The organism is Leptothoe sp. PORK10 BA2 (assembly GCF_034932105.1).
In the GTDB taxonomy this organism is placed as follows: Bacteria; Cyanobacteriota; Cyanobacteriia; order Phormidesmidales; family Phormidesmidaceae; genus Leptothoe.
The window spans coordinates 1-19,116 of record NZ_JAYGIG010000159.1; the positions used below are offsets into that span (position 1 = coordinate 1).

The following is a 19,116-nucleotide window of genomic DNA, read 5'->3' on the forward strand; positions in this document are numbered from 1 at the left end:
GGTGTCTTTTCCCAATCCGCTTTACTGACCTCGGGAATCGATGGGAGAGCCTTGTCTTTCATCCGCTTACTCTAGCAGGTACTCTGCTGATTGAAACTCTCACAACTCAGACCCCCTGAATGCTTACCTCATATCAGTGCGGCTATTGTTTCCATGGCTGTTGTTTGGATTGGCCAGAGTTTGCCAGCCAATGCCATCAAAAAATATATCAATGTTCAACCCATTGAAATTTGCGATAACCTGGGGGGACGTTGTGCTGGTACGCCTATTTTTGCCTCCGAAACAAAGGCAATATGGGAAAAAGCAGGTCTTGATATCAACTTTTTGCCCACCCGCCAGCTAAATGAGTCCCTATTTTTAATCGCCACTGAGACCGCGATTGATTATGGTTTATTTTCAGGGATTCCCAGGACAGGTGTCAGTTCTGACCCTAAGACGATAAATGTCTGGTTTGCCCAGGATCTTTTCTATCATGGGGGAACAAGATTTGGTCGTGGCAGCATTGGTGGCAACAAGTTAGTCCTCAACTCTAGTGCCATCTCTAGTTTTAATGGTGGTAAGGGGCGTATTGATACCCTGGCCCATGAGCTAGGCCATAATTTAGGTCTGTTTCATCACCATGATGAGAACCACTTGCTGGCTGCGGGAGATCAACGCCAGTCCCCTGAAAGTCTGTTGGATATCACCACGAATCAAACATCGTTATTTTCTCAGCAAGAAATCTCAACGGTTTTTGCTAGCCCGTTTGTTAAAGATATTCCTCGGATTATTGTGGAAGGAGGGAGTGCTAATTCATTCGGTTCGGAAAATTTGTGGACAGTTAAATTTTTGAGTGGCTCAGAGGCCAGCTTAACTCGGCTGACATTAGATTTGTCCTCAGTGGGTGAGACCTTTAAATCAGCTAGCGCTATATCAGGCTTGAAAAACAACGTTTTCCAATTGGGAAATATGTCGGGTATATCGGCGGATGCGATCGCAATTACCGAAGAAAAGCATGGCGATTTAAAGCTGGTTTTAGACTTCACCAAGGGGGATTTTACCCTTGGTGATAGCTTTGATTTTGGGATTGATCCCACCCTATTCCCAGCATTAGAGAACCTAGGCTTTACCCCAGATGGGCTAACGGGTTCTGCGCTTACGTTGGAGTTGAGTGACGGTTACAGGATATTGTCTCAACTTCGGACAAGGGCCTTGGAAGAGACTGATACACCTACGGAAAATATTCCAGTTGCCAATCCCCAGACCGTTGAACCCACCCTCGAACTAGAGAGTCCATCGGCTCCTGTGGTGACGATTGAGCCCAGCCCAACTGTGACCATTGCTCAGATGCTGAATCATGGGGCTATAGCTGAGCTTGACCATATCCATGGGGCTGAGATAGACGAATCAGGAAGCCATGCCCATAACCATAGTCATGGAACTGAAGGGTTCCATGAGCATGACATAGAGGATAAGGATCTGCTGCCAGTAGTCAGTATTGAGCCGCTGTCTCCAGTAGTCAGTATTGAGCCGCTGTCTCCAGTCGGTGTTGGTGTAGCCTCTGGCGATGTTACTGAAGCCATACATGACCATGCATTGGGCGAGGATAACACTACTCTGAGTTTTGAATTCGCTTCAGATATTGTCATTCCGTTGCCAGCGCGGAGTGGCTCTCACTCTCCGATCTCAGTACCAGAGCCCTCGGGTTTATTAGGCATAGCCTGGGGAGGATTGGTATGGATGCGTTCGCGGCGGCAGGATTTGGCCCCAAAGCAACAACCCTAGGGATATGATCTGTCAGCACTAGGGGCGGCGGATTTCTACCGCTGCGTTGTATATGGTCTCATGGGTTTGTAAGGACTTTTCCAGATCCACAATGGGATTTGGATAGTCCACCCCCAGTCGGACATGACAGCGTTTTTGCTCTTCCGCATCCAAGGTCCAGGGACTGTGAATTTTGCGGCGAGGCAGCTTGGCTAGCTCTGGTAGCCAATATTTGACGTAGTTACCATCGGGGTCATAGTCCCTGGATTGTTTAGGAATATTGAAGTACCTAAAGCCTCGGGCATCGTTGCCAACACCAGCGGTATAGTTCCAGTTCCCCCAGTTGCTACAGACGTCATAGTCTATTAGCAGTGACTCAAACCATTCTGCCCCCATGCGCCAGTCGATGCCGAGATTTTTGGTGAGAAAACTGGCGACATTTTGACGGCCCCGATTGGACATAAAGCCTGTGGCAGCTAACTCTCGCATATTGGCATCCACCAGCGGATAGCCGGTTTCTCCCCGCGCCCACTGTTCAAACCTTGGCCAGTCTTGCTTCCAGGCAATCTTTAGCCCCCGTAATCCGCTGGGATAAAAGACGGTACTGCCGTGTTTGGCACAGATAAATCGAAAGAAATCTCGCCACAGTAGCTCAAATACTAGCCAGTAAGTGGAGTCATTGCGTATACGCTCTGTTTCGTAGGCCGCTACTTCTCCATGAATATGACGGGGCGATAGGCAGCCCAGGGCTAACCAGGGAGAGAATTTAGAGGAGTAGTCTGCTCCCAACATGCCATTGCGCGTTTGCTTATAGACCTGGAGTTGATCACTGTCCCAAAAATAGTGCTGTAGCCGCTGGAGTCCTGTGGTTTCCCCACCTTTGAAAGGTAGAACGCCCCTTTTATCAGGGGTTTTCTGCTCTAATCCGAGATCTCCTAGGGTGGGCAATGAACCGGTATCAACCTTGGGTAATGGGGGGATCTGGTGAGGCGAGCCCAAGGCGGTGCAAATCAGGCTGTTTTTTTCTACCTTTTTGCGGAAGGATGTAAATACCTGGGGTAGCTGTGAGATTTCAAATGGCAAATGGTCTGGATGGTAGAGGGTGGCTCCCCAGTAGGTTTTGTAGTTGATTTTGAGCTTAGCTAGCTGTTGCTTTAGGGGGCTATCGCTGGCGAGTTCTTCGCTGGTGACTTCTTGGTGCCAGTAGACGGCGTCAACTTGGAGGGACTGAGCGATCGCAACCACCTCGTCTTCTGGTTTTCCATAACGCACCACCAGATCTGAGCCTTTGGTCTGTAAGGATGCCCGCAGGTCTGCCACACTCTCCAGCAAAAACTGAGCACGGTAGGCCCCCGTTTTTGGAAATCCAAAGCTTGTCTGGCCAAACTGCCGTGGATCAAAACAATAGACGGGAATAATCTCTGCTTTTTGCCCTAGGGCGCGATGCAGTGGTTCATGGTCGTGGAGACGGAGGTCATTACGAAACCAGATCAGAATGCGCATTGACAGGATAGTGATAGGTGGGAAAGGGAAGCAAACTGATTTTTCTACTAGGATAGTATGCTAAATAAAAGTTAATACTTTATTCAGTACTCAGAGGAATGCGCAGCAATGGCGATTAAAGTGGGTGACATGGCTCCAGATTTTACCCTGCAGTCCCAGGCCGGAGAGTCGGTAACCCTGTCTAGTTTTAAGGGACAAAAAGCTGTCGTTCTGTACTTTTATCCAAAGGATGACACCCCCGGCTGTACCACTGAGTCCTGTACTTTTCGCGATAGTTTCCAAGATTTTCAGGAGCTAGGGGCCGAGGTGATTGGCATCAGCAGTGATTCCCCGGACTCTCACCAAAAGTTTGCCAGCAAGCACAACCTACCCTTCACGCTGGTGAGTGATACTGGTTCTAATGTTCGTAAGGCCTATGGTGTGCCCGCTACCCTGGGTCTGTTGCCTGGCCGCGTCACCTATGTAATCGATCAGGCTGGCACCGTGCGGCACGTGTTTGACTCCCAGTTCAACCCCACTAAGCATGTGACCGAGGCGCTGGGTATTCTCAAAGGACTGGGTTAGGGAGCTTGGAGCGATTTATGTTGCCACTTGCGCATTGAGCCAGGTGATGACAGCCGGGGAGCGGGCTGTGAATGTAATCACGTAGTCTTGGTCAGTGGGGCCTAGTTGTTGCACCTTGGCGTAGATGTCGGTCTCACCAATTTCTGTTGGGGCTGAGGGAGTGTTGATCACGAGCTTGATGTTGGTGAGCAGGCTCAGGGGTTCAGGGGCCTCAATATGGAGGAGGGCGGTTTTGGTCGATAGTTTTTGCAGGCTGCCCCGACTTTTCTCCGCACCGACCTGCTTGCCTTCGAGGGCGACATATTCTACCGGGATTATCTGGGTGAGGGGCTGTAGTGAGGGGCTTTCGTGGGTGAGGGAGAGGTTGTAAATATCGCCGCCGATGCCGGTGACGTCGTAAATGGTGATGGGGCGTTTAATTCCCTTGGGATAGACTTCGGCTTTGCTTTGGATGGCTAGGCGATGGTTGTTGATCTTGCCGATGTCCTGGTGAGTGTCTTCGGAAATAAAGATTTGGCCCCCGGTGGTGTAGGATTCGATCCGAAAGGTGAGGTTGACGGCACCGCCGATGACGCTATACTTGGTGCGTTTTTCAGAGCCAATATTGCCGACCACCACGCGTCCGGTGTTGATGCCAATACCCATTTCCTGCTCGGGAAATCCTCTGGCGCGCATGGCGGCATTGACTTGGGTCATGGCTTGTTGCATTGCGATCGCACAGGCCACCGCCCGATCGGGATGATTGTCATTCTCCTTAAGCTGGAGGGCGCCAAAAATGACCAAGATACCGTCCCCCATAAACTCATCAATGATGCCGTCATAGGCATCAATAATGTCGGACATGTAACCCAGGTAAAGGTTCAAAATCTCGACCACTTTTTCCGGGGATAGCTGTTCCGAAAGGGCAGTGAAGCCTCGCAGGTCAGAGGTGAGAATAGTAATCTCTCGGGTTTCGCCCCCCAGTTTGAGATTTTCGGGATTGTCCAGTAAATTGGCGACAATCTGGTCGCTGAGGTAACGGTTAAAGGTGCGACGAATTTCGCTAGCGCTATGGGCCACGTAGGTATTGACTCCGGCGGCCGCCCCGACGAGGGCCATCAGCGGAGGAATGACGGGGATCCACCAGCCTGCTAGGAGTAGGGCATAGGTGCCCAAGACCAAACTAGAAGCAATGGCCAGCAGCAGGGCTATTTGCCGCAGCAGGGACCGCTTTCCTGGGTTGCGCTGGATCCAAGTTAGGGTGGCCCCTAGGGTGGCCCATAGAAAAATCCAAAGAATTTCGACCGATTCTGGCCAGCTGCGAATCAGGGCTCGCCCGTCTAGGGCGGCGCTAATAATCTGACTGGTTAAATTGGCGTGGATTTCCACCCCGGCCATGTACCTGGGTAGGGCCAGCATTTTACTGCTGTGGGGCACCAAGAATCGATCCTTGAGACTTTCTGCCACCGGGCCAATGAGAATCACCCGATCCTGGGCCCAATTGTCCGGGAGCCGATCGTTGAGCAGGTCCCTTAGGGGCACCGTCTCAAACAACTCACTACCGCCACGATAGTTGATCAGGGTTTGGTACCCCTGGGCATCGGCGCGCACATAGCCGCCGTCATTTGTCTTTAGGGGCCGAAACGTAGCCCCATTCAGTTGCCAGACATCTTGTTTGTCTGTGGCTTCCGGGGTGATGCCCTCGGCCTCTAGATATAGCAGTGCCAGGTAAAGGCCCAGGCTCGGGGCGCTGTCACCTTCTGGTGTGGTGACCTGTAATAGTCCTCGCCGAATGGTGTTGTCATTGTCAACAATGCCGTCATTGATGCCGATTTGTCCCAGTTCTGCCAGGGTGGGTGGGGCGTCAATGGCATCACGATCTTGGTTATCGCCTAAAATCGTGCGAATGCCGATCAGATTCGGCGTGTTGCGGAAAACAGCCTCTAACTCTGCATGGCCCGGTTCGACGGGGATATCCCGAAAAATATCTAGGCCAATGGCCCGGGGACCCTGGGCAGCAAGCTTACTAATGGCCTCGGCATAGACTGCGTCTGGGAAGATGGCCTGTCCCTGCTGGCGGATGTCTTCTTCATCGATACCCACAATGGCAATGCGGGGGTCCCTGGTTTCGGAACGCCACTGCAGGTATTGATCGTAGATTTGCCATTCTAAAGGTTGCAGTAGCCCAGCGATTCTTAGCGAAACTACGACTAGGGTTACCGTCGGTGTGGCTATCACCACACCGCGCCATTGCCATAGGAGCTTTTTGAGGTTCATGGGTAATGGCTATGGAGTGATGCCCTCTAGCAATCTCTGGAGATTTCCAGACCTATTGGGCCTAGCCGTTGGCCCCTGGGAACTGGCAGGGGTGTCAGCTACGGGCTCAGTTTGCCTAGGGATTTGCTCAGGACTTGGTCCGGGGGCTTGGTCGGTGGTTTCTTCGGGAGTTTGCCCCAAAGTTTGTCCCACAATGGGTTTATCTGCCACGGAGTCGAGATCGACGGAGGATAGCAGCTCGGCCCAGGCATCTGGGTTTTGGGGCCGCAGGGATGCCGCTAAGGCAATGGTTTCTTGCCAGGCACCGGCGGTGGCGTAGAGTTCGGCCTGGGCTAAGGGATCGTCGGCGATGGCATCAAGCTGGGCTAAGAAATCTGGACTGGCGTCGATGCGCTGAATGCCTCCCCCTAGGAGAACGTCGTCTCCGCGATCGTTGGGGTCACAGATGAGGGCAAAATCCCAGTAATACAGGCTGCCAGACTCGAAGGTGGGGGTAACGCCATCGGCCTGGTATTGGGGTAGTTCGACCTGAATTGTGCCTGGCGTGCTGGGTAATGCAATGGTTTTTTGATAGGTGGTGTCTCCCAGCTCATTGACGATGGTCAATTCTGCCCCTGCGGCTGCGGTGTCAGGAATATAGAACCAGAGGGACATGGGAATGTCTCTATTGGCTCCAAAGGCGGTTGCGATCGCATTATGGGGCAATAGAGATGTGAGGGAAGGCTGATTGGTCGGGTCCAAACAAATTTCACCACGGGTACCCAGGGAGGGGCCTCGGGCCGGGGCACCCCGATCACTCGTGTTAGGAAACTGAACAGCATGGCTAGGACTGGCGGCGGCCACCATCAGTACCGTAAGCGAGGCTTGAATCAAGCGTGAATAAATAGACATGACGACTTTTTAATCTGGCTGTAGGAACTTAGGGATGGGTCAGGATGATGGGCGTTTAACTGGGTGTTTAAAGTACCTTACTGACGAGCTACAGAAGTTTCAGAATCTGTTTCGGTAACTTTTGAGTAGGCCAGTGAGAAAACTGTCTGTCAAAAGCAGTGGCAGTGGTGAACTTGAAAATCTTTTGAATAAACTGTATTACGTTCTGATGTATGGAGTTTAGGAGATCTCCCATGGATGCATGGTTGACTGCTCATCAGGAGTTTTCTCCTGTAGATTCCACAGCCCTCTATGTAAGAGAGACTACACAGCTGGATCTCGGTTCCAGTTGGGGATACATTTATCCGCGATCGATTCAGATATTTACCTACTAGATATTTATCAGGATATAGGAGAACTTTTCGGCCAGCATCATTCCTAAAATGGTCAATAGGTCAGATGAATTATGACGTTTCAGTCTCTGTGAGAAGTCAGGAGGCATAAATCAGGAGGTAGAAGACAGAAAGATTCTGTTCCCTGATAGCCGATCTGATCATGGCATTGACCGGGTACCCACTCAAAGCGGGACGTTTTCCCAAGGATAGTATTCAGGAGTCAGGAATCAGGGCCTCACTGGCTTCTGGCCCCTGATTTTCCACCTAACCAGGATTGCCCGGATTAATTTGATACCCCGCTTACCTGTCCGTTTCTGGGACCTCAAATGACACATCCAAATCCACCGAGCCGCTATCGGAGTTGAGGCCAAAATACCGAGCTTCTAAGCCTGTAATAGTGGTGTCTTCATCTAATGGGACTAGGGTGGTCACTGAGCCCAAGGACAGCAAATCCCCTGGCTGTAACTCTACCCCTTGGCTTTGTAAGGTATCTCGCAGCCAGCGCACAGCATTAATGGGATGCCCTAAGAGGGCGGTACTGTTACCCTCGGCCAAAAACTGGCCCTGCCCATTGTTGAGGACGACGCGAATATTGGCCAACTGCGCCAGGCCGCTGTCTGCAGGTTCCAGGTCAACCGGGTCGCCGACGACACCATATCGCGCTCCCACATTGACGGCCACCAAAGCGCCTGCATTCACCTGGGCGTCTTTTTCGTAAATCAAGTCGGGCAATTCTAGGAATGGAATCACGGCATCTAAGCCAGCCAGCAGTTCCAAATCAGTGACGGCTTGGTTGATGTCGGCGCTGCCCACCCGTACCATTAGGTCCCCTTCAGCATGGGGGCGGCTGCCAAATTTGAGGGGTAGGGTGGACCCACTGTCGAGCAGCATATTTTCTAGCAAAAAACCGTACAGGGGGTGATTCACCCCTAACTGAGCCTGGGCTTGGGGGCTGCTTAACGCTAGCTTGTACCCCGCGATGGCTCCCTCGTCCCCAGCGTTACCCATGAGACGGCGCACAAAGGTGATGTGTACGGAGTCAATTTGTTGCGAGGATAAGCCGTCTGTTAAAACGGGTGCTGGATAGCCAGCGGTGTAGTGCTGAAACAGTGATACTGCTACTAGGTCTGTATAGCTTTGGGCCAGCCGTAAGGGTTGTAGAGGTTTGGGTAGGGTTTCGGCCGCCTGGATAGCCGTGGCTCCACCAGCCATGAGAATGCCTATACCGATACCCTGTAGCCAGCGCCAGTTGTTCATATTCGTTCCTTTACTCGTTAGGTAATCTTATTAGGGAATAGGGAATGACTTAGCCGTTTAATCTAGGTAATTTATCTATCGTTTGTGAATTGAATGGGGGGATTTAGGTAGAACGAACCCTGGGGAAATAGTGGATCGATGGCATCAGGGCTGATGGCATCAGCATTTTTTGGTAATTGTTTAGAATACAAAACTTTGCCCACCATGGTACCCAGAAGGGTGACGCCTTGCGAACTGGTTTGTGCTGCTTTCAATTGAGGGGATATTGAGGGGATGAACCGATCTGGGTAGATCTGCTGTGGGGCCATATTTTTCAGCTGCAATCATTGTCAGTAACACCGGTTTGCCACCCTGCCGGTCAATCTCCAGTCCTTTGGTGACCTTATATGGGGGCCTTTGCCGGTCAATCCCCCGATTCTTTGGTTACTGTATATTAAAGGCGATATTAAAGGCGTCTACAATCATTCCCATAGGCGATGGTTAGACCATGATGTCCGTTGTCCTTGCGAACTCATACTCTATGAAGGCGGTAAAGTTTAAGCCGGACGTTGCTGATACCTGTGCGGTTCAGGCTACGTCTGCATCACCGACGGTGACTAAGGAGAAGGCTAATCAAACCACCCGACAGCCCTATCCTAACTACAAGATTATTGTGCTGAATGATGATTTCAACACGTTTCAGCATGTGGCTGAAACCCTGGTGAAATACATTCCCCACATGACCCCTGATCAAGCTTGGAAGCTGACGAATCAGATCCACTATGAAGGGCAGGCTACGGTGTGGGTTGGACCGTTGGAGCAGGCAGAACTTTATCACAGTCAGTTAATTCGAGCTGGGTTGACCATGGCTCCTTTGGAGAAGGCCTAAGCCATGGCCTCTAAATCCAAAGATCCCCAGGGTCGGGTGGTGCTAAACCATTCCACCCATGTGCCGGGGTTGTTGGCTATTCTCCATAGGCTGGCGGCCCATCCCCATATCAAAACGCTGACTCCGGCGGTGATTAGTCGGGGGCGTTCGAATGCGCCCAAACTGCGTTTGAAGATATCGGTGCCGATTATGGGTGGGTTTAAGCTGATTGCCCGTAAAGGCCAGTCGATTCAGGAAGTATTTGTGATTACGGAGCTGAGTGCTGAGCAGCTGACGGCGGCGATTGAGGCGGTGATGTGACGGAGGATTGGGTGGAGGAGGGTAGGGCGAGGTTTGCGATCGCAAACCCCACCGCCACTGCCTTCTACCGCTCCTCTAGCCAAGTGGGTCGTGATTTAGCGGTATTAGCCGCCGCCCTTTACCGGCAGCAGCAAGGACATCTGCGGGTAATCGATGCCATGACCGGTTGTGGTGTGCGGTCTCTCCGCTACTATCTCGAATCTGGAGCTGATTGGGTCTGGGCCAATGAAGGCAACCATGAGCTGCAGGCGTTACTGCGGGAGAACCTACGCCAGGGCATGGCCCCTGACTCCTATGGCATTACCCACCAGGATGCGAACCAATTATTTTTTAGCTGTGCCCAGCAGCAGGACTACTACGACCTGATCGACATCGACAGTTTTGGCAGTCCTAACCCGTTTGTCAGCACAGCCCTTTGGGCGATCAAGTTTGGCGGACTGCTATACCTCACCAGTACCGACGGACGCACCACCGGGGGCCATGCGGTTGACAAAAGCGTTCAACTCTATGGAGCCTGTGCCCGCAGCCATCCCGCCGTCCATGAGCAAGGGCTGCGGTTACTCATCGGCTGTGCTGCCCAGAAGGCGGATGAGCGAGGGTTTCACATTCAGCCGGTGTTTTCAATTTTTAATGGCTCTGTCCATCGGGTCATGGTGCGGGTGTTGCCCCGATCAGCGCCTCGGGATCAGGATGGATTTTTGGCCTATTGCCATGGCTGTGGTCAGTTTCGCACCGCCGACTGGCGGCAGTTGGGACATCTGGGGTGCGAAGTCTGTGGGCAAGCCCCAGTCGTTAGTGGACCCATGTGGTTAGGCCCTCTCCATGATGCAGAGTATGTCACCCAAATGGCGACATTGGCCCACCAATGGCATTGGCCCCAGCAGCTACAGCAACTCCTTACCATCATGGCAACCGAGGCCACCATGCCCCCCTACTATTATCCCCTGGCAGAATTAGGTCGCCGGGGCCAGATGGATATTCCCGCCAGGGATCGGTTGATTGAGACCTTGGGCCAGCATCACTACCGTGCCACCCGCACCCATCTGGATGCCCAGGCGATCAAAACCGATGCTCCTCTGGCTGTTTGTATTGAGATGGCTAAGTCCCTCGTCTGTTCTTAGTCACTTGTGTTTAGGCACTGTCCACTTTTTGGTGCCCATAGTTTTTTGTGTTGGCCATTCCTATATCTCTGCACCGAGGTTGCCCGATGGCCATTGGTTATATTCCTTTGGGAACGGGGCTTGTAACTTGTCCCTTGGGTTGTTGCCTCTGCGGTGTATACCCATATCGGATATCCCTTCCCATGGTTGCATTGATCCCCCCTAGCTCCCCTAAAGCCCTCCGGGCATGGGCAAGGCGTAAGAAAAAGGGGGCGTTGTACCATAGCGTCAGTTTTTGCCCACAACCGGAGTTCAAAGCTCCCCTTTTTTAGGGGAATTTAGGGGATCTAGCGACTTGTATGCATACCGGAGGTTGTTGTCCAGGGCTGGACGTCTACAACTTGTCAACTGTGTCCCCAGATCGAATATGTCCCCAGATCGAAATCTCTTTTTTGAGCTAGAGGTATTAATTCCTGTTTGGATTTGTTATGCAGCAACTCTATGATTTAGTATCTAGAAGTGCGTAAACGCATTCGTAAAAACTCTTTTATTCAGTGAGCTATGGCAATTCCGACCCAATACCCCATCATGGTCATTGGAGGGGCAGAAGATAAGGTCGGTGAGCTTATTATATTGACTAATTTCTTCAATAGTGCTGGTGGCACCCAGGCAACGATTGGTATTGTCCCCTGTGCCTCCCAAGAACCCAGTCTCGTGGGTGAGCGCTATCAGATTATCTTCACTCAGCTGGGAGCCCAATGCATTCGGGTACTGGATATTCGCTCTCCCAACGAGTGTGACGAGGAGCGTTGGCTCGAACTTTTAGAAGGTTGTACGGGGGTCTTCCTCTCCGGTGGCGATCAGGTTCGCTTGTACGACTTGCTCCAAGACAGTACTTTTATTACCACGATCAAGCAGCGTGTTCAGATGGGCACGTTGGTGCTGGCGGGTACCAGTGCTGGTGCTGCAGTGATGGGGGAAAAGATGATTTCCGGCGGGAGTAGTGGTGAATCGCCCAATCGTGGCCTAGTGGATTTAATGGATGGTTTGGGCATCATTCCGGAGCTGTTGGTGGATCAGCACTTTCACAATCGCAATCGCATGGCTCGACTGATGAGTGCGATCGCAGCCCACCCCGACAAGCTCGGCATGGGCATTGACGAAGACACCTGTGCTGCCTTTAAGGGGGATGGTACCTTTGAGGTGCTCGGCAAAGGCTGCATCACCATCATTGATCCTGGGGAATTAAGCCACACAAACTACCGCAGCTCTGGTGACACATCTCCCCTGAGCCTGCATGATCTCAGGGTGCATATCCTCAACTCAGGCGACCATTATGACTACAAACAGCGCTCTGTGTGCAGGCCTAGACTTGGGGTAGCCGCCAATGTCTAATCATTGGGCTTTAAAATCCCACAATCAAGTTGCAGTGGTTGCATGGGTAACATTAATAGCAACCATAGAAAGCCCCCTAACGGCGTGATTCAGTGCCGAAAAATGCATGTTTTCATGCATATAGCGCATGGCTGCCTAGGGTAATGTTATGAAGAAGTGACAAAAAGAGTACTCCGCAATGCTACCCAACGGGTGTTGTATCACTTAATACAGTTACTCAATCAGTTACTCAATACCCTTCTAGAAAGCTTGCTTAGCAACCTCAGGTCCGATTTTTACTTGGGGAACTGCTCGGGAAATGTCGCCAAATTTACCGTCTTTTCTATGAAATATTCCGGTCAGAAATCTGAATAAACCCCTTAAGATCAGTTATATTTGTAGTCAAATTTACAAAAATACATAGATTAATCAATTGGTGAGCCCAAGCTAATTCTCTGCCGGTGTTCCTAATTCCATGAACAGGTTTTCCATGCAAAGAAGAGTCTAAACGTCCTTTGTGTGAGGTTAAAAGCCTGCACCTGCTTTCCGTTGGCATCTACAATAAACCCCCTTTCTCGTTTATGAAAATTCTGCAAACGCGCACACTTCGCGGCCCCAACTATTGGAGTATCCGTCGACCCAAGCTGATTGTTGCGCGTCTCGACTTAGAAGACTTGGCCAATCGTCCTTCGGATACCTTGCCCGGTTTCTACGATGGGTTGGTGCAGGCGCTACCGAGTCTTGAGGAGCATCACTGTTCGCCAGGCTGCAAAGGTGGGTTCTTGATGCGGGTGAAAGAAGGCACCATGATGGGGCACATTGTGGAGCATGTCGCCCTTGAACTCCAAGTATTGACGGGGATGACTGTCGGCTTTGGCCGCACCCGAGAAACCAGTACCCCTGGCATCTATCAAGTCGTTGTGGAATATCAAAACGAAGCCGCTGGTCGCTACGCCACCCGTGCTGCCGTTCGCCTATGTCAAAGCATTGTTGAGACTGGCACCTATTCCCAGGATGAGTTACAAACGGACCTGGCAGATTTGAGAGAACTGCGTACAGAAGCGTCTTTGGGCGCAACGACTGAAGCCTTAATGACTGAAGCCGAAGTGCGTGGTATTCCTTGGGTGGAATTGGAAAACTGTGACCTGTTCCAGCTGGGCTATGGCAAATATCAAAAGCGCGTCCAGGCTGCCCTGACTTCTTCTAGCAATGTGCTCGGTGTCGAGCTGGCCTGCGATAAGGAACGCACGAAGGCCATCCTGGAAAACATGGGTGCTCCCGTACCTCTGGGGCAGCTGATCTATTCTTTTGGCGAGCTGGAAGCCGCCATTGAACAGCTGGGGGGATATCCCATCGTCATTAAGCCCTTAGACGGCAATCACGGCCGGGGGATCACCACAGATATTCGCTCCTGGCAGGAAGCCGAGGTCGCCTACGACCGGGCGAAGGAAATTTCCAAAGGTGTGATTGTCGAGCACTTCTACACAGGGCGTGACCATCGAATTTTGGTGGTAAACCATCAGGTGGTGGCGGTGGCGGAACGGGTGCCCGCCCATGTGGTCGGTAATGGCAAAAATACTATTGCTGAGCTGGTGGCGCTGGAAAATCAGGATGAGCGCCGGGGGAATGGCCATGACAATGTGCTGACCCAGATCCAGCTAGATGCCTCCACGGATGAGATGCTTATCCGTCAAGGGCTGACCTCGGAGACGGTGCTAGAGGCTGGACAGGTAGTCTATCTGCGAGCGACGGCCAATCTGAGTACCGGAGGCACCGCTATTGACCGCACTGATGACATTCATCCAGAGACGGTGTGGCTAGCTGAGCGAGTTTCCCGGATTATTGATCTCGATATTGCTGGGATCGATGTGATTACCACTGATATCAGCAAGCCGCTGCGTGAGGCGGATGGAGCCATTCTGGAAGTCAATGCGGCACCGGGTTTGCGGATGCACTTAGCCCCTAGCGAAGGGGTGGCTCGCAATGTGGCGGCTCCGATTTTGCAAATGTTGTTCCCACCGGGAACGCCCACGAGAGTTCCCGTTGTGGCAGTGACGGGCACCAATGGTAAGACCACCACCACCCGTTTGATTGCCCACATTGCTAGACAGGTCTACGAGGCCGTGGGCTTTACCACCACCGATGGCATCTATATTGGCGATCACCTGATTGAAAAGGGTGACACCACAGGTCCCCAAAGCGCCCAGATGATTCTGCAAGATCCCACCGTGGAGATGGCGGTGTTAGAAACTGCCCGAGGCGGTATTTTGCGCTCTGGTTTGGCCTTCCAGAGCTGTGATGTGGGTGTGGTGTTGAATGTCGCCGCTGACCACCTGGGTCTGGGGGACATCGACACCATTGACCAAATGGCTCGGGTGAAAGGGGTGATTGCTGAGGCGGTCCACGCCGATGGCTATGCGGTGCTCAATGCCGATGATGACCGGGTGGCTGCCATGGCGGATCTGGTGGTTGGCAAGGTGGCTTATTTCTCGATGGATGCCCAGAACCCTTTGGTGCGAGACCATGTGAGGGATGGCGGCATTGCCTCTGTTTACGATGATGGTTACATTGTCATTTTGCAGAATGAGTGGGTACACCGGATTGAGAATGTGGAAAAGGTGCCCCTAACCTTGGGCGGGCGGGCTTCATTTATGATTGCTAATGCCTTGGCGGCCAGTTTGGCCACCTTTGTCCAGGGAATTAAGGTGGAGCAGATTCGGGCTGCGCTGCGCAGCTTTGAGGCATCGGCTAAGCAGACGCCGGGCCGGATGAATCTGTTCAATATGGGCAACTACCAGGTGTTGGTGGACTATGCCCACAATCCTGCTGGCTATGAAGCGGTGGGCGGCTTTGTGAAGAACTGGTCGGGACCTACCATTGGTGTGGTGGGTGGTCCTGGGGATCGTCGGGATGAGGATTTGATCGGCCTGGGGCAGCTGGCGGCCACATTCTTTGATCGCATTATTGTGAAAGAGGATGATGATCGTCGGGGGCGTCCTGCTGGAAATGCAGCGAGTCTGATTGTTCAAGGGATAGCCCAAGCGGTTGATTCATCTGCGTCCCACATGGTGCAGTTGGATGAGACTGCAGCGATTGAATATGCGTTGGAGAATGCGCTTCAGGATGCTTTGGTGGTGATTTTCCCGGAGCAAGTAACTCGGGCGATTGAGTTAATTCAGGCGCGCAATCCAATTGTGGATGTGCCAGGTGAGACCGCTGCTGGTCAGTCGGTGGACCCTTTAACCCTGGAGGCCATGGTATTCCGCGGTCTGTAAAGCTAGCATCGGATTAATTCTGTTGCTGGTCTAGATATCTTGTGGCGTTGTTGATTTTGGGTATGAATTGGTCGGCCAAATATTGGCTATCGGCCAGATCGGTTTATGCCCTAACTCAGCAACGGCTATCTTTCTCCTTGGTTCCGGTCTCTAATGTGGGGAGCTGAGGAGAATTTTTTTATGGGAATGTCCCAGCTGCCCAAAGCGCGAGACATCATATAGGTAGACAGGTAGACATCAAGTCTGCAGGAGCGTTGAACTGAGTATGGGTTTTGAGCGTGCCAGTGTGATTGAATCTGATCCTCAGATAGTAGATGAGACACGAATCCGAGCGATCGCAACCGAGTTGCTGGCAGAAAGTACCGGGGGGCGTTCTCTGTTGGCCAAGATGCAGGATCAGCTGCGTTGGGATGACAAGCTGTTGAGCTGGACGATGGATAACCCTGGCCTACGGGTGCAGCTATTCCGGCTGATTGACTGTTTGCCTGCGTTGACCACCAAGGCAGAGGTGGCCCGACACCTGCAGGAGTATCTCAGTGTTGAAGACGTGGAGCTACCGCCTGCCCTAAAGGGGTTGCTCAATTTTACTGCTGCAGATTCTATGGCGGGAAAAGCGGCGGCTACCACCCTGTCCACAGCGGTAGAAACCCTGGCCCGTAAGTACATTGCGGGTTCAACCCTAAAGGAAACCCGCAAGACAATTGAAAAACTGCGGAGGCAGTCCATGACCTTCACCATGGATGTGCTGGGGGAGGCTGTGATTACAGAAACTGAGGCCCAGGCCTATCTGGACCAGTATTTGACGTTGACGACCCAGCTCACCGAAGCGTCCCAGACATGGTCAACTGTGCCCCAGGTAGATAGGGCTGATGGTGTTGCCCTATCTAAGGTGCAGGTGACCGTTAAGCTGACGGCGTTTTACTCCCAGTTTGATCCGCTGGATGTAGCGGGCTCCCAGGCTAAGGTGAGCGATCGCATCCGTCTACTTCTTCGCCATGCCAAGGATGTGGGTGCGGCGGTGCATTTTGACATGGAGCAGTACCGCTACAAAGCGGCCACCTTGACTACGTTGAAAGCACTTTTGAAGGAAGCAGAATTTTGCGATCGCACCGACATTGGCCTCACCCTCCAAGCCTACCTGCGGGACAGTTACTCCGATCTCCAGGGGATAATTGCTTGGGCCAAGGAGCGCGGTAATCCCATCACCGTGCGTTTGGTCAAGGGGGCCTACTGGGACCAGGAAACTATTATTGCCCGTCAAAACCATTGGTCTACCCCTGTTTATAACCATAAGTCTTCCACCGATGCCAACTTTGAGCGCATGACGCGGTTGTTGTTGGAAAATCACCAGCATCTCTATGCTGCCATTGGTAGCCATAACGTGCGCTCCCAGGCCCATGCCATCGCTATTGCCGAGACCTTGGAGATTCCCCAGCGGTCCATCGAATTTCAGGTGCTCTACGGCATGGCGGACAACCTGGCCACGGCCCTAGCCAAGCGCGGCCATCGAGTGCGGGTGTACTGTCCCTACGGGGATTTGATTCCCGGCATGGCTTACCTAATCCGGCGGTTGTTGGAGAATACGGCTAACAGTTCTTTTCTGCGTCAGTCTGTCTCCAATGTGGCCGCTGATGAGTTGTTGGCACCGCCGGTTTGGGGAGAGGGAGATACGGATAGGGACAAGGTTCAACCGGAAGAGAGCCGATTGTCGTTTCATCCGGTGGCGGATACGGACTTTGCGATCGCAATCGCCAGAGACCAAGCTACTAAAGCCTTAGAAACGGTCCAACAACAGCTTGGGCAACCCTATTGGCCATTGATTAATGGTGAATTAGTCCAGACCGAAAACACCCTGCCATCAGTGAATCCATCGGTACCCACCGAGATTGTGGGGGTTGTGGGACAGGTGACGATTGATCAGGCGGAGGATGCGATCGCAGCCGCCAAAGCCGCCTTTGCCACCTGGAAAAAGACACCTGCCTCGGAACGGGCCCATATCCTGCGGCGGGCGGCGGATCTGTTGGATCAGCGTCGCCACGAGCTGAATGCCTGGATGGTATTTGAGGCAGGGAAACCTCTGCATCAAGCCGATGCGGAAGTATCTGAAGCGGCAGATTTCTGTCGGTATTACGCCGCTGAGATGGAACGGTTGGAGGCTGAGGTGATCTATGACGTGGCGGGGGAATGCGATCGCTATCTTTACCGGCCCAAGGGCATTGTCCTTGTCATTTCCCCCTGGAACTTTCCCCTCGCTATCCCCACCGGCATGACCGTTGCCGCCCTGGTCACCGGCAACTGCGCCCTGCTTAAACCCGCTGCGGCCACCGCCGTCATCGCCGCTAAGCTCACCGAAATTTTGGTGGAAGCGGGCATTCCCAAAGGCGTATGCCAATACATTCCTGGCCCTGGGTCCACCGTGGGTTCCCATTTGGTGAAGCATCCCGACGTACACATGATTGTGTTCACCGGCTCCCAGGACGTGGGCTGTCAAATTTATGCGTCAGCTGCTATTCTCCAGCCGGGACAGCGCCATCTAAAGCGGGTGGTGGCAGAGATGGGGGGCAAAAACGCCATCATCGTGGATGAAAGCTCCGATCTCGATCAGGCGGTGCAGGGGGTGGTGTATTCCGCCTTTGGCTACAGTGGGCAGAAGTGTTCCGCCTGTTCCCGTGTGGTGGTGCTGGCCTCGGTGTATGAACCGTTTGTGGCTCGCCTTGTGGAGGCGACGAAGTCCCTCAACGTGGGTCAGGCCATCGATCCTAGTACTAAGGTGGGTCCAGTGATTGATGCAGCGGCCCAGGCCCGGATTCGTCAGGTGATTGCCCAGGGTAAAACAGAGGCTACTCTGGCCCTGGAGTTACCTGCTCCAGACATCGGCTACTTTGTTGGGCCGACCATTTTTACGGATGTTGACCCCCAAAGCTCCCTGGCCCAGGAAGAGATTTTTGGCCCGGTGCTATCGGTGCTCAAAGCCCAGAACTTTGACCAGGCGTTAGAGATTGCCAACGGTACAAACTATGCCCTCACCGGTGGCTTGTATTCGCGCACGCCATCCCATATTGACCAAGCTAAGGCGGAATTTGAGGTGGGAAATCTCTACATCAATCGCAGTATTACGGGGGCAATTGTGTCTCGGCAGCCCTTTGGTGGGTTTAAGTTGTCGGGGGTGGGGTCGAAGGCCGGTGGTCCGGATTATCTGCTGCAGTTTTTGGAGCCTCGCACGGTGACGGAGAATATTCAACGGCAGGGATTTGCACCGATTGCAGGGATGGACTAGGGCGATTTTTGAGCCTCCCAAAAAACTGGCTTAAAGATACAGATTCACGGCACAAAATCTTCCCACCAGCTCAATAAAGGATGATTTTATGCAGTACATAAACCAAGTCCAGGTTGAGAACCCTAATTCTGGCCCACCCTGCGGGAAGCAAGCTACACCCCCAGCCCCTCCTTTTCCCGGAGGGCGTTCGCGAAGCGTATCCAGAGGCTTAAAGGGTGACAGCGTAGCTATAAAGCATGTTCCATAAGGGATAGAGCGAGAAAACCACGATGAAAATAGAGTCGTTTATTCGGTTTGAGAGCGATCAACTTCAAGGCCGAATCCGCCCATATAT

13 protein-coding genes are annotated in these 19,116 nt (G+C 52.6%); 9 read left to right on the forward strand and 4 right to left on the reverse strand.

All coding sequences use genetic code 11. From position 1 onward, the window contains the following. Window positions 1-153 precede the first annotated feature (153 nt). Window positions 154-1,764, forward strand: a complete 1,611-nt coding sequence (locus VB741_RS24475; protein WP_323367843.1) for a hypothetical protein — start codon at window positions 154-156, stop codon at window positions 1,762-1,764. 18 nt (window positions 1,765-1,782) lie between these two features. Here the strand turns inward: VB741_RS24475 and VB741_RS24480 are convergent, their stop codons facing one another. Then, window positions 1,783-3,246, reverse strand: coding sequence for a DASH family cryptochrome (locus VB741_RS24480; protein WP_323367844.1), 1,464 nt, complete (start codon window positions 3,244-3,246; stop codon window positions 1,783-1,785). Window positions 3,247-3,354: 108 nt separating this feature from the next. Here VB741_RS24480 and VB741_RS24485 point away from each other — a divergent pair, with 108 nt between their 5' ends. Beyond that, complete coding sequence (locus tag VB741_RS24485) at window positions 3,355-3,810, forward strand: peroxiredoxin (protein ID WP_323367845.1); 456 nt, start codon at window positions 3,355-3,357, stop codon at window positions 3,808-3,810. Between the two features lie 15 nt (window positions 3,811-3,825). Here VB741_RS24485 and VB741_RS24490 read toward each other — a convergent pair whose 3' ends face one another. Both VB741_RS24490 and VB741_RS24495 read right to left on the reverse strand, forming a co-directional pair. Next, a complete protein-coding gene (locus VB741_RS24490) occupies window positions 3,826-6,066 on the reverse strand; it encodes a CHASE2 domain-containing protein (RefSeq protein ID WP_323367846.1) in 2,241 nt (746 codons plus the stop codon). Window positions 6,067-6,075: 9 nt separating this feature from the next. Beyond that, complete coding sequence (locus tag VB741_RS24495; protein ID WP_323367847.1) at window positions 6,076-6,957, reverse strand: DUF928 domain-containing protein; 882 nt, start codon at window positions 6,955-6,957, stop codon at window positions 6,076-6,078. Between the two features lie 233 nt (window positions 6,958-7,190). On the opposite strand from VB741_RS24495, the gene VB741_RS24500 reads away from it, so the two are divergent. Then, window positions 7,191-7,331: a hypothetical protein gene (locus VB741_RS24500; RefSeq protein WP_323367848.1), complete on the forward strand. Its 141-nt coding sequence runs from the start codon at window positions 7,191-7,193 to the stop codon at window positions 7,329-7,331. Between the two features lie 300 nt (window positions 7,332-7,631). Here the strand turns inward: VB741_RS24500 and VB741_RS24505 are convergent, their stop codons facing one another. Continuing rightward, window positions 7,632-8,588, reverse strand: a complete 957-nt coding sequence (locus tag VB741_RS24505) for a 2-keto-4-pentenoate hydratase (RefSeq protein WP_323367849.1) — start codon at window positions 8,586-8,588, stop codon at window positions 7,632-7,634. Between the two features lie 520 nt (window positions 8,589-9,108). Here VB741_RS24505 and clpS point away from each other — a divergent pair. From clpS to pruA, 6 genes are all read left to right on the forward strand, one after another. Continuing rightward, window positions 9,109-9,456: an ATP-dependent Clp protease adapter ClpS gene (gene clpS, locus VB741_RS24510; RefSeq protein ID WP_323367850.1), complete on the forward strand. Its 348-nt coding sequence runs from the start codon at window positions 9,109-9,111 to the stop codon at window positions 9,454-9,456. 3 nt (window positions 9,457-9,459) lie between these two features. Continuing rightward, a complete protein-coding gene (locus VB741_RS24515) occupies window positions 9,460-9,756 on the forward strand; it encodes a DUF2103 domain-containing protein (protein WP_323367851.1) in 297 nt (98 codons plus the stop codon). Beyond that, window positions 9,753-10,877 (forward strand): tRNA (guanine-N1)-methyltransferase, encoded by a 1,125-nt coding sequence (locus tag VB741_RS24520; RefSeq protein ID WP_323367852.1) that lies wholly within the window; start codon window positions 9,753-9,755, stop codon window positions 10,875-10,877. The genes VB741_RS24515 and VB741_RS24520 overlap by 4 nt, the downstream gene beginning before the upstream one ends. Before the next feature lie 540 nt (window positions 10,878-11,417). Beyond that, on the forward strand, window positions 11,418-12,251 hold the full coding sequence (locus VB741_RS24525; RefSeq protein ID WP_323367853.1) for a cyanophycinase: 834 nt from the start codon (window positions 11,418-11,420) through the stop codon (window positions 12,249-12,251). Window positions 12,252-12,811: 560 nt separating this feature from the next. After that, complete coding sequence (cphA, locus tag VB741_RS24530) at window positions 12,812-15,505, forward strand: cyanophycin synthetase (RefSeq protein ID WP_323367854.1); 2,694 nt, start codon at window positions 12,812-12,814, stop codon at window positions 15,503-15,505. A 265-nt stretch (window positions 15,506-15,770) separates the two neighbouring features. Continuing rightward, the gene (pruA, locus tag VB741_RS24535) at window positions 15,771-18,782 is read left to right on the forward strand and encodes an L-glutamate gamma-semialdehyde dehydrogenase (RefSeq protein WP_323367855.1); all 3,012 of its coding nucleotides are present in this window, start codon (window positions 15,771-15,773) and stop codon (window positions 18,780-18,782) included. The last annotated feature ends 334 nt before the right edge of the window (window positions 18,783-19,116 follow it).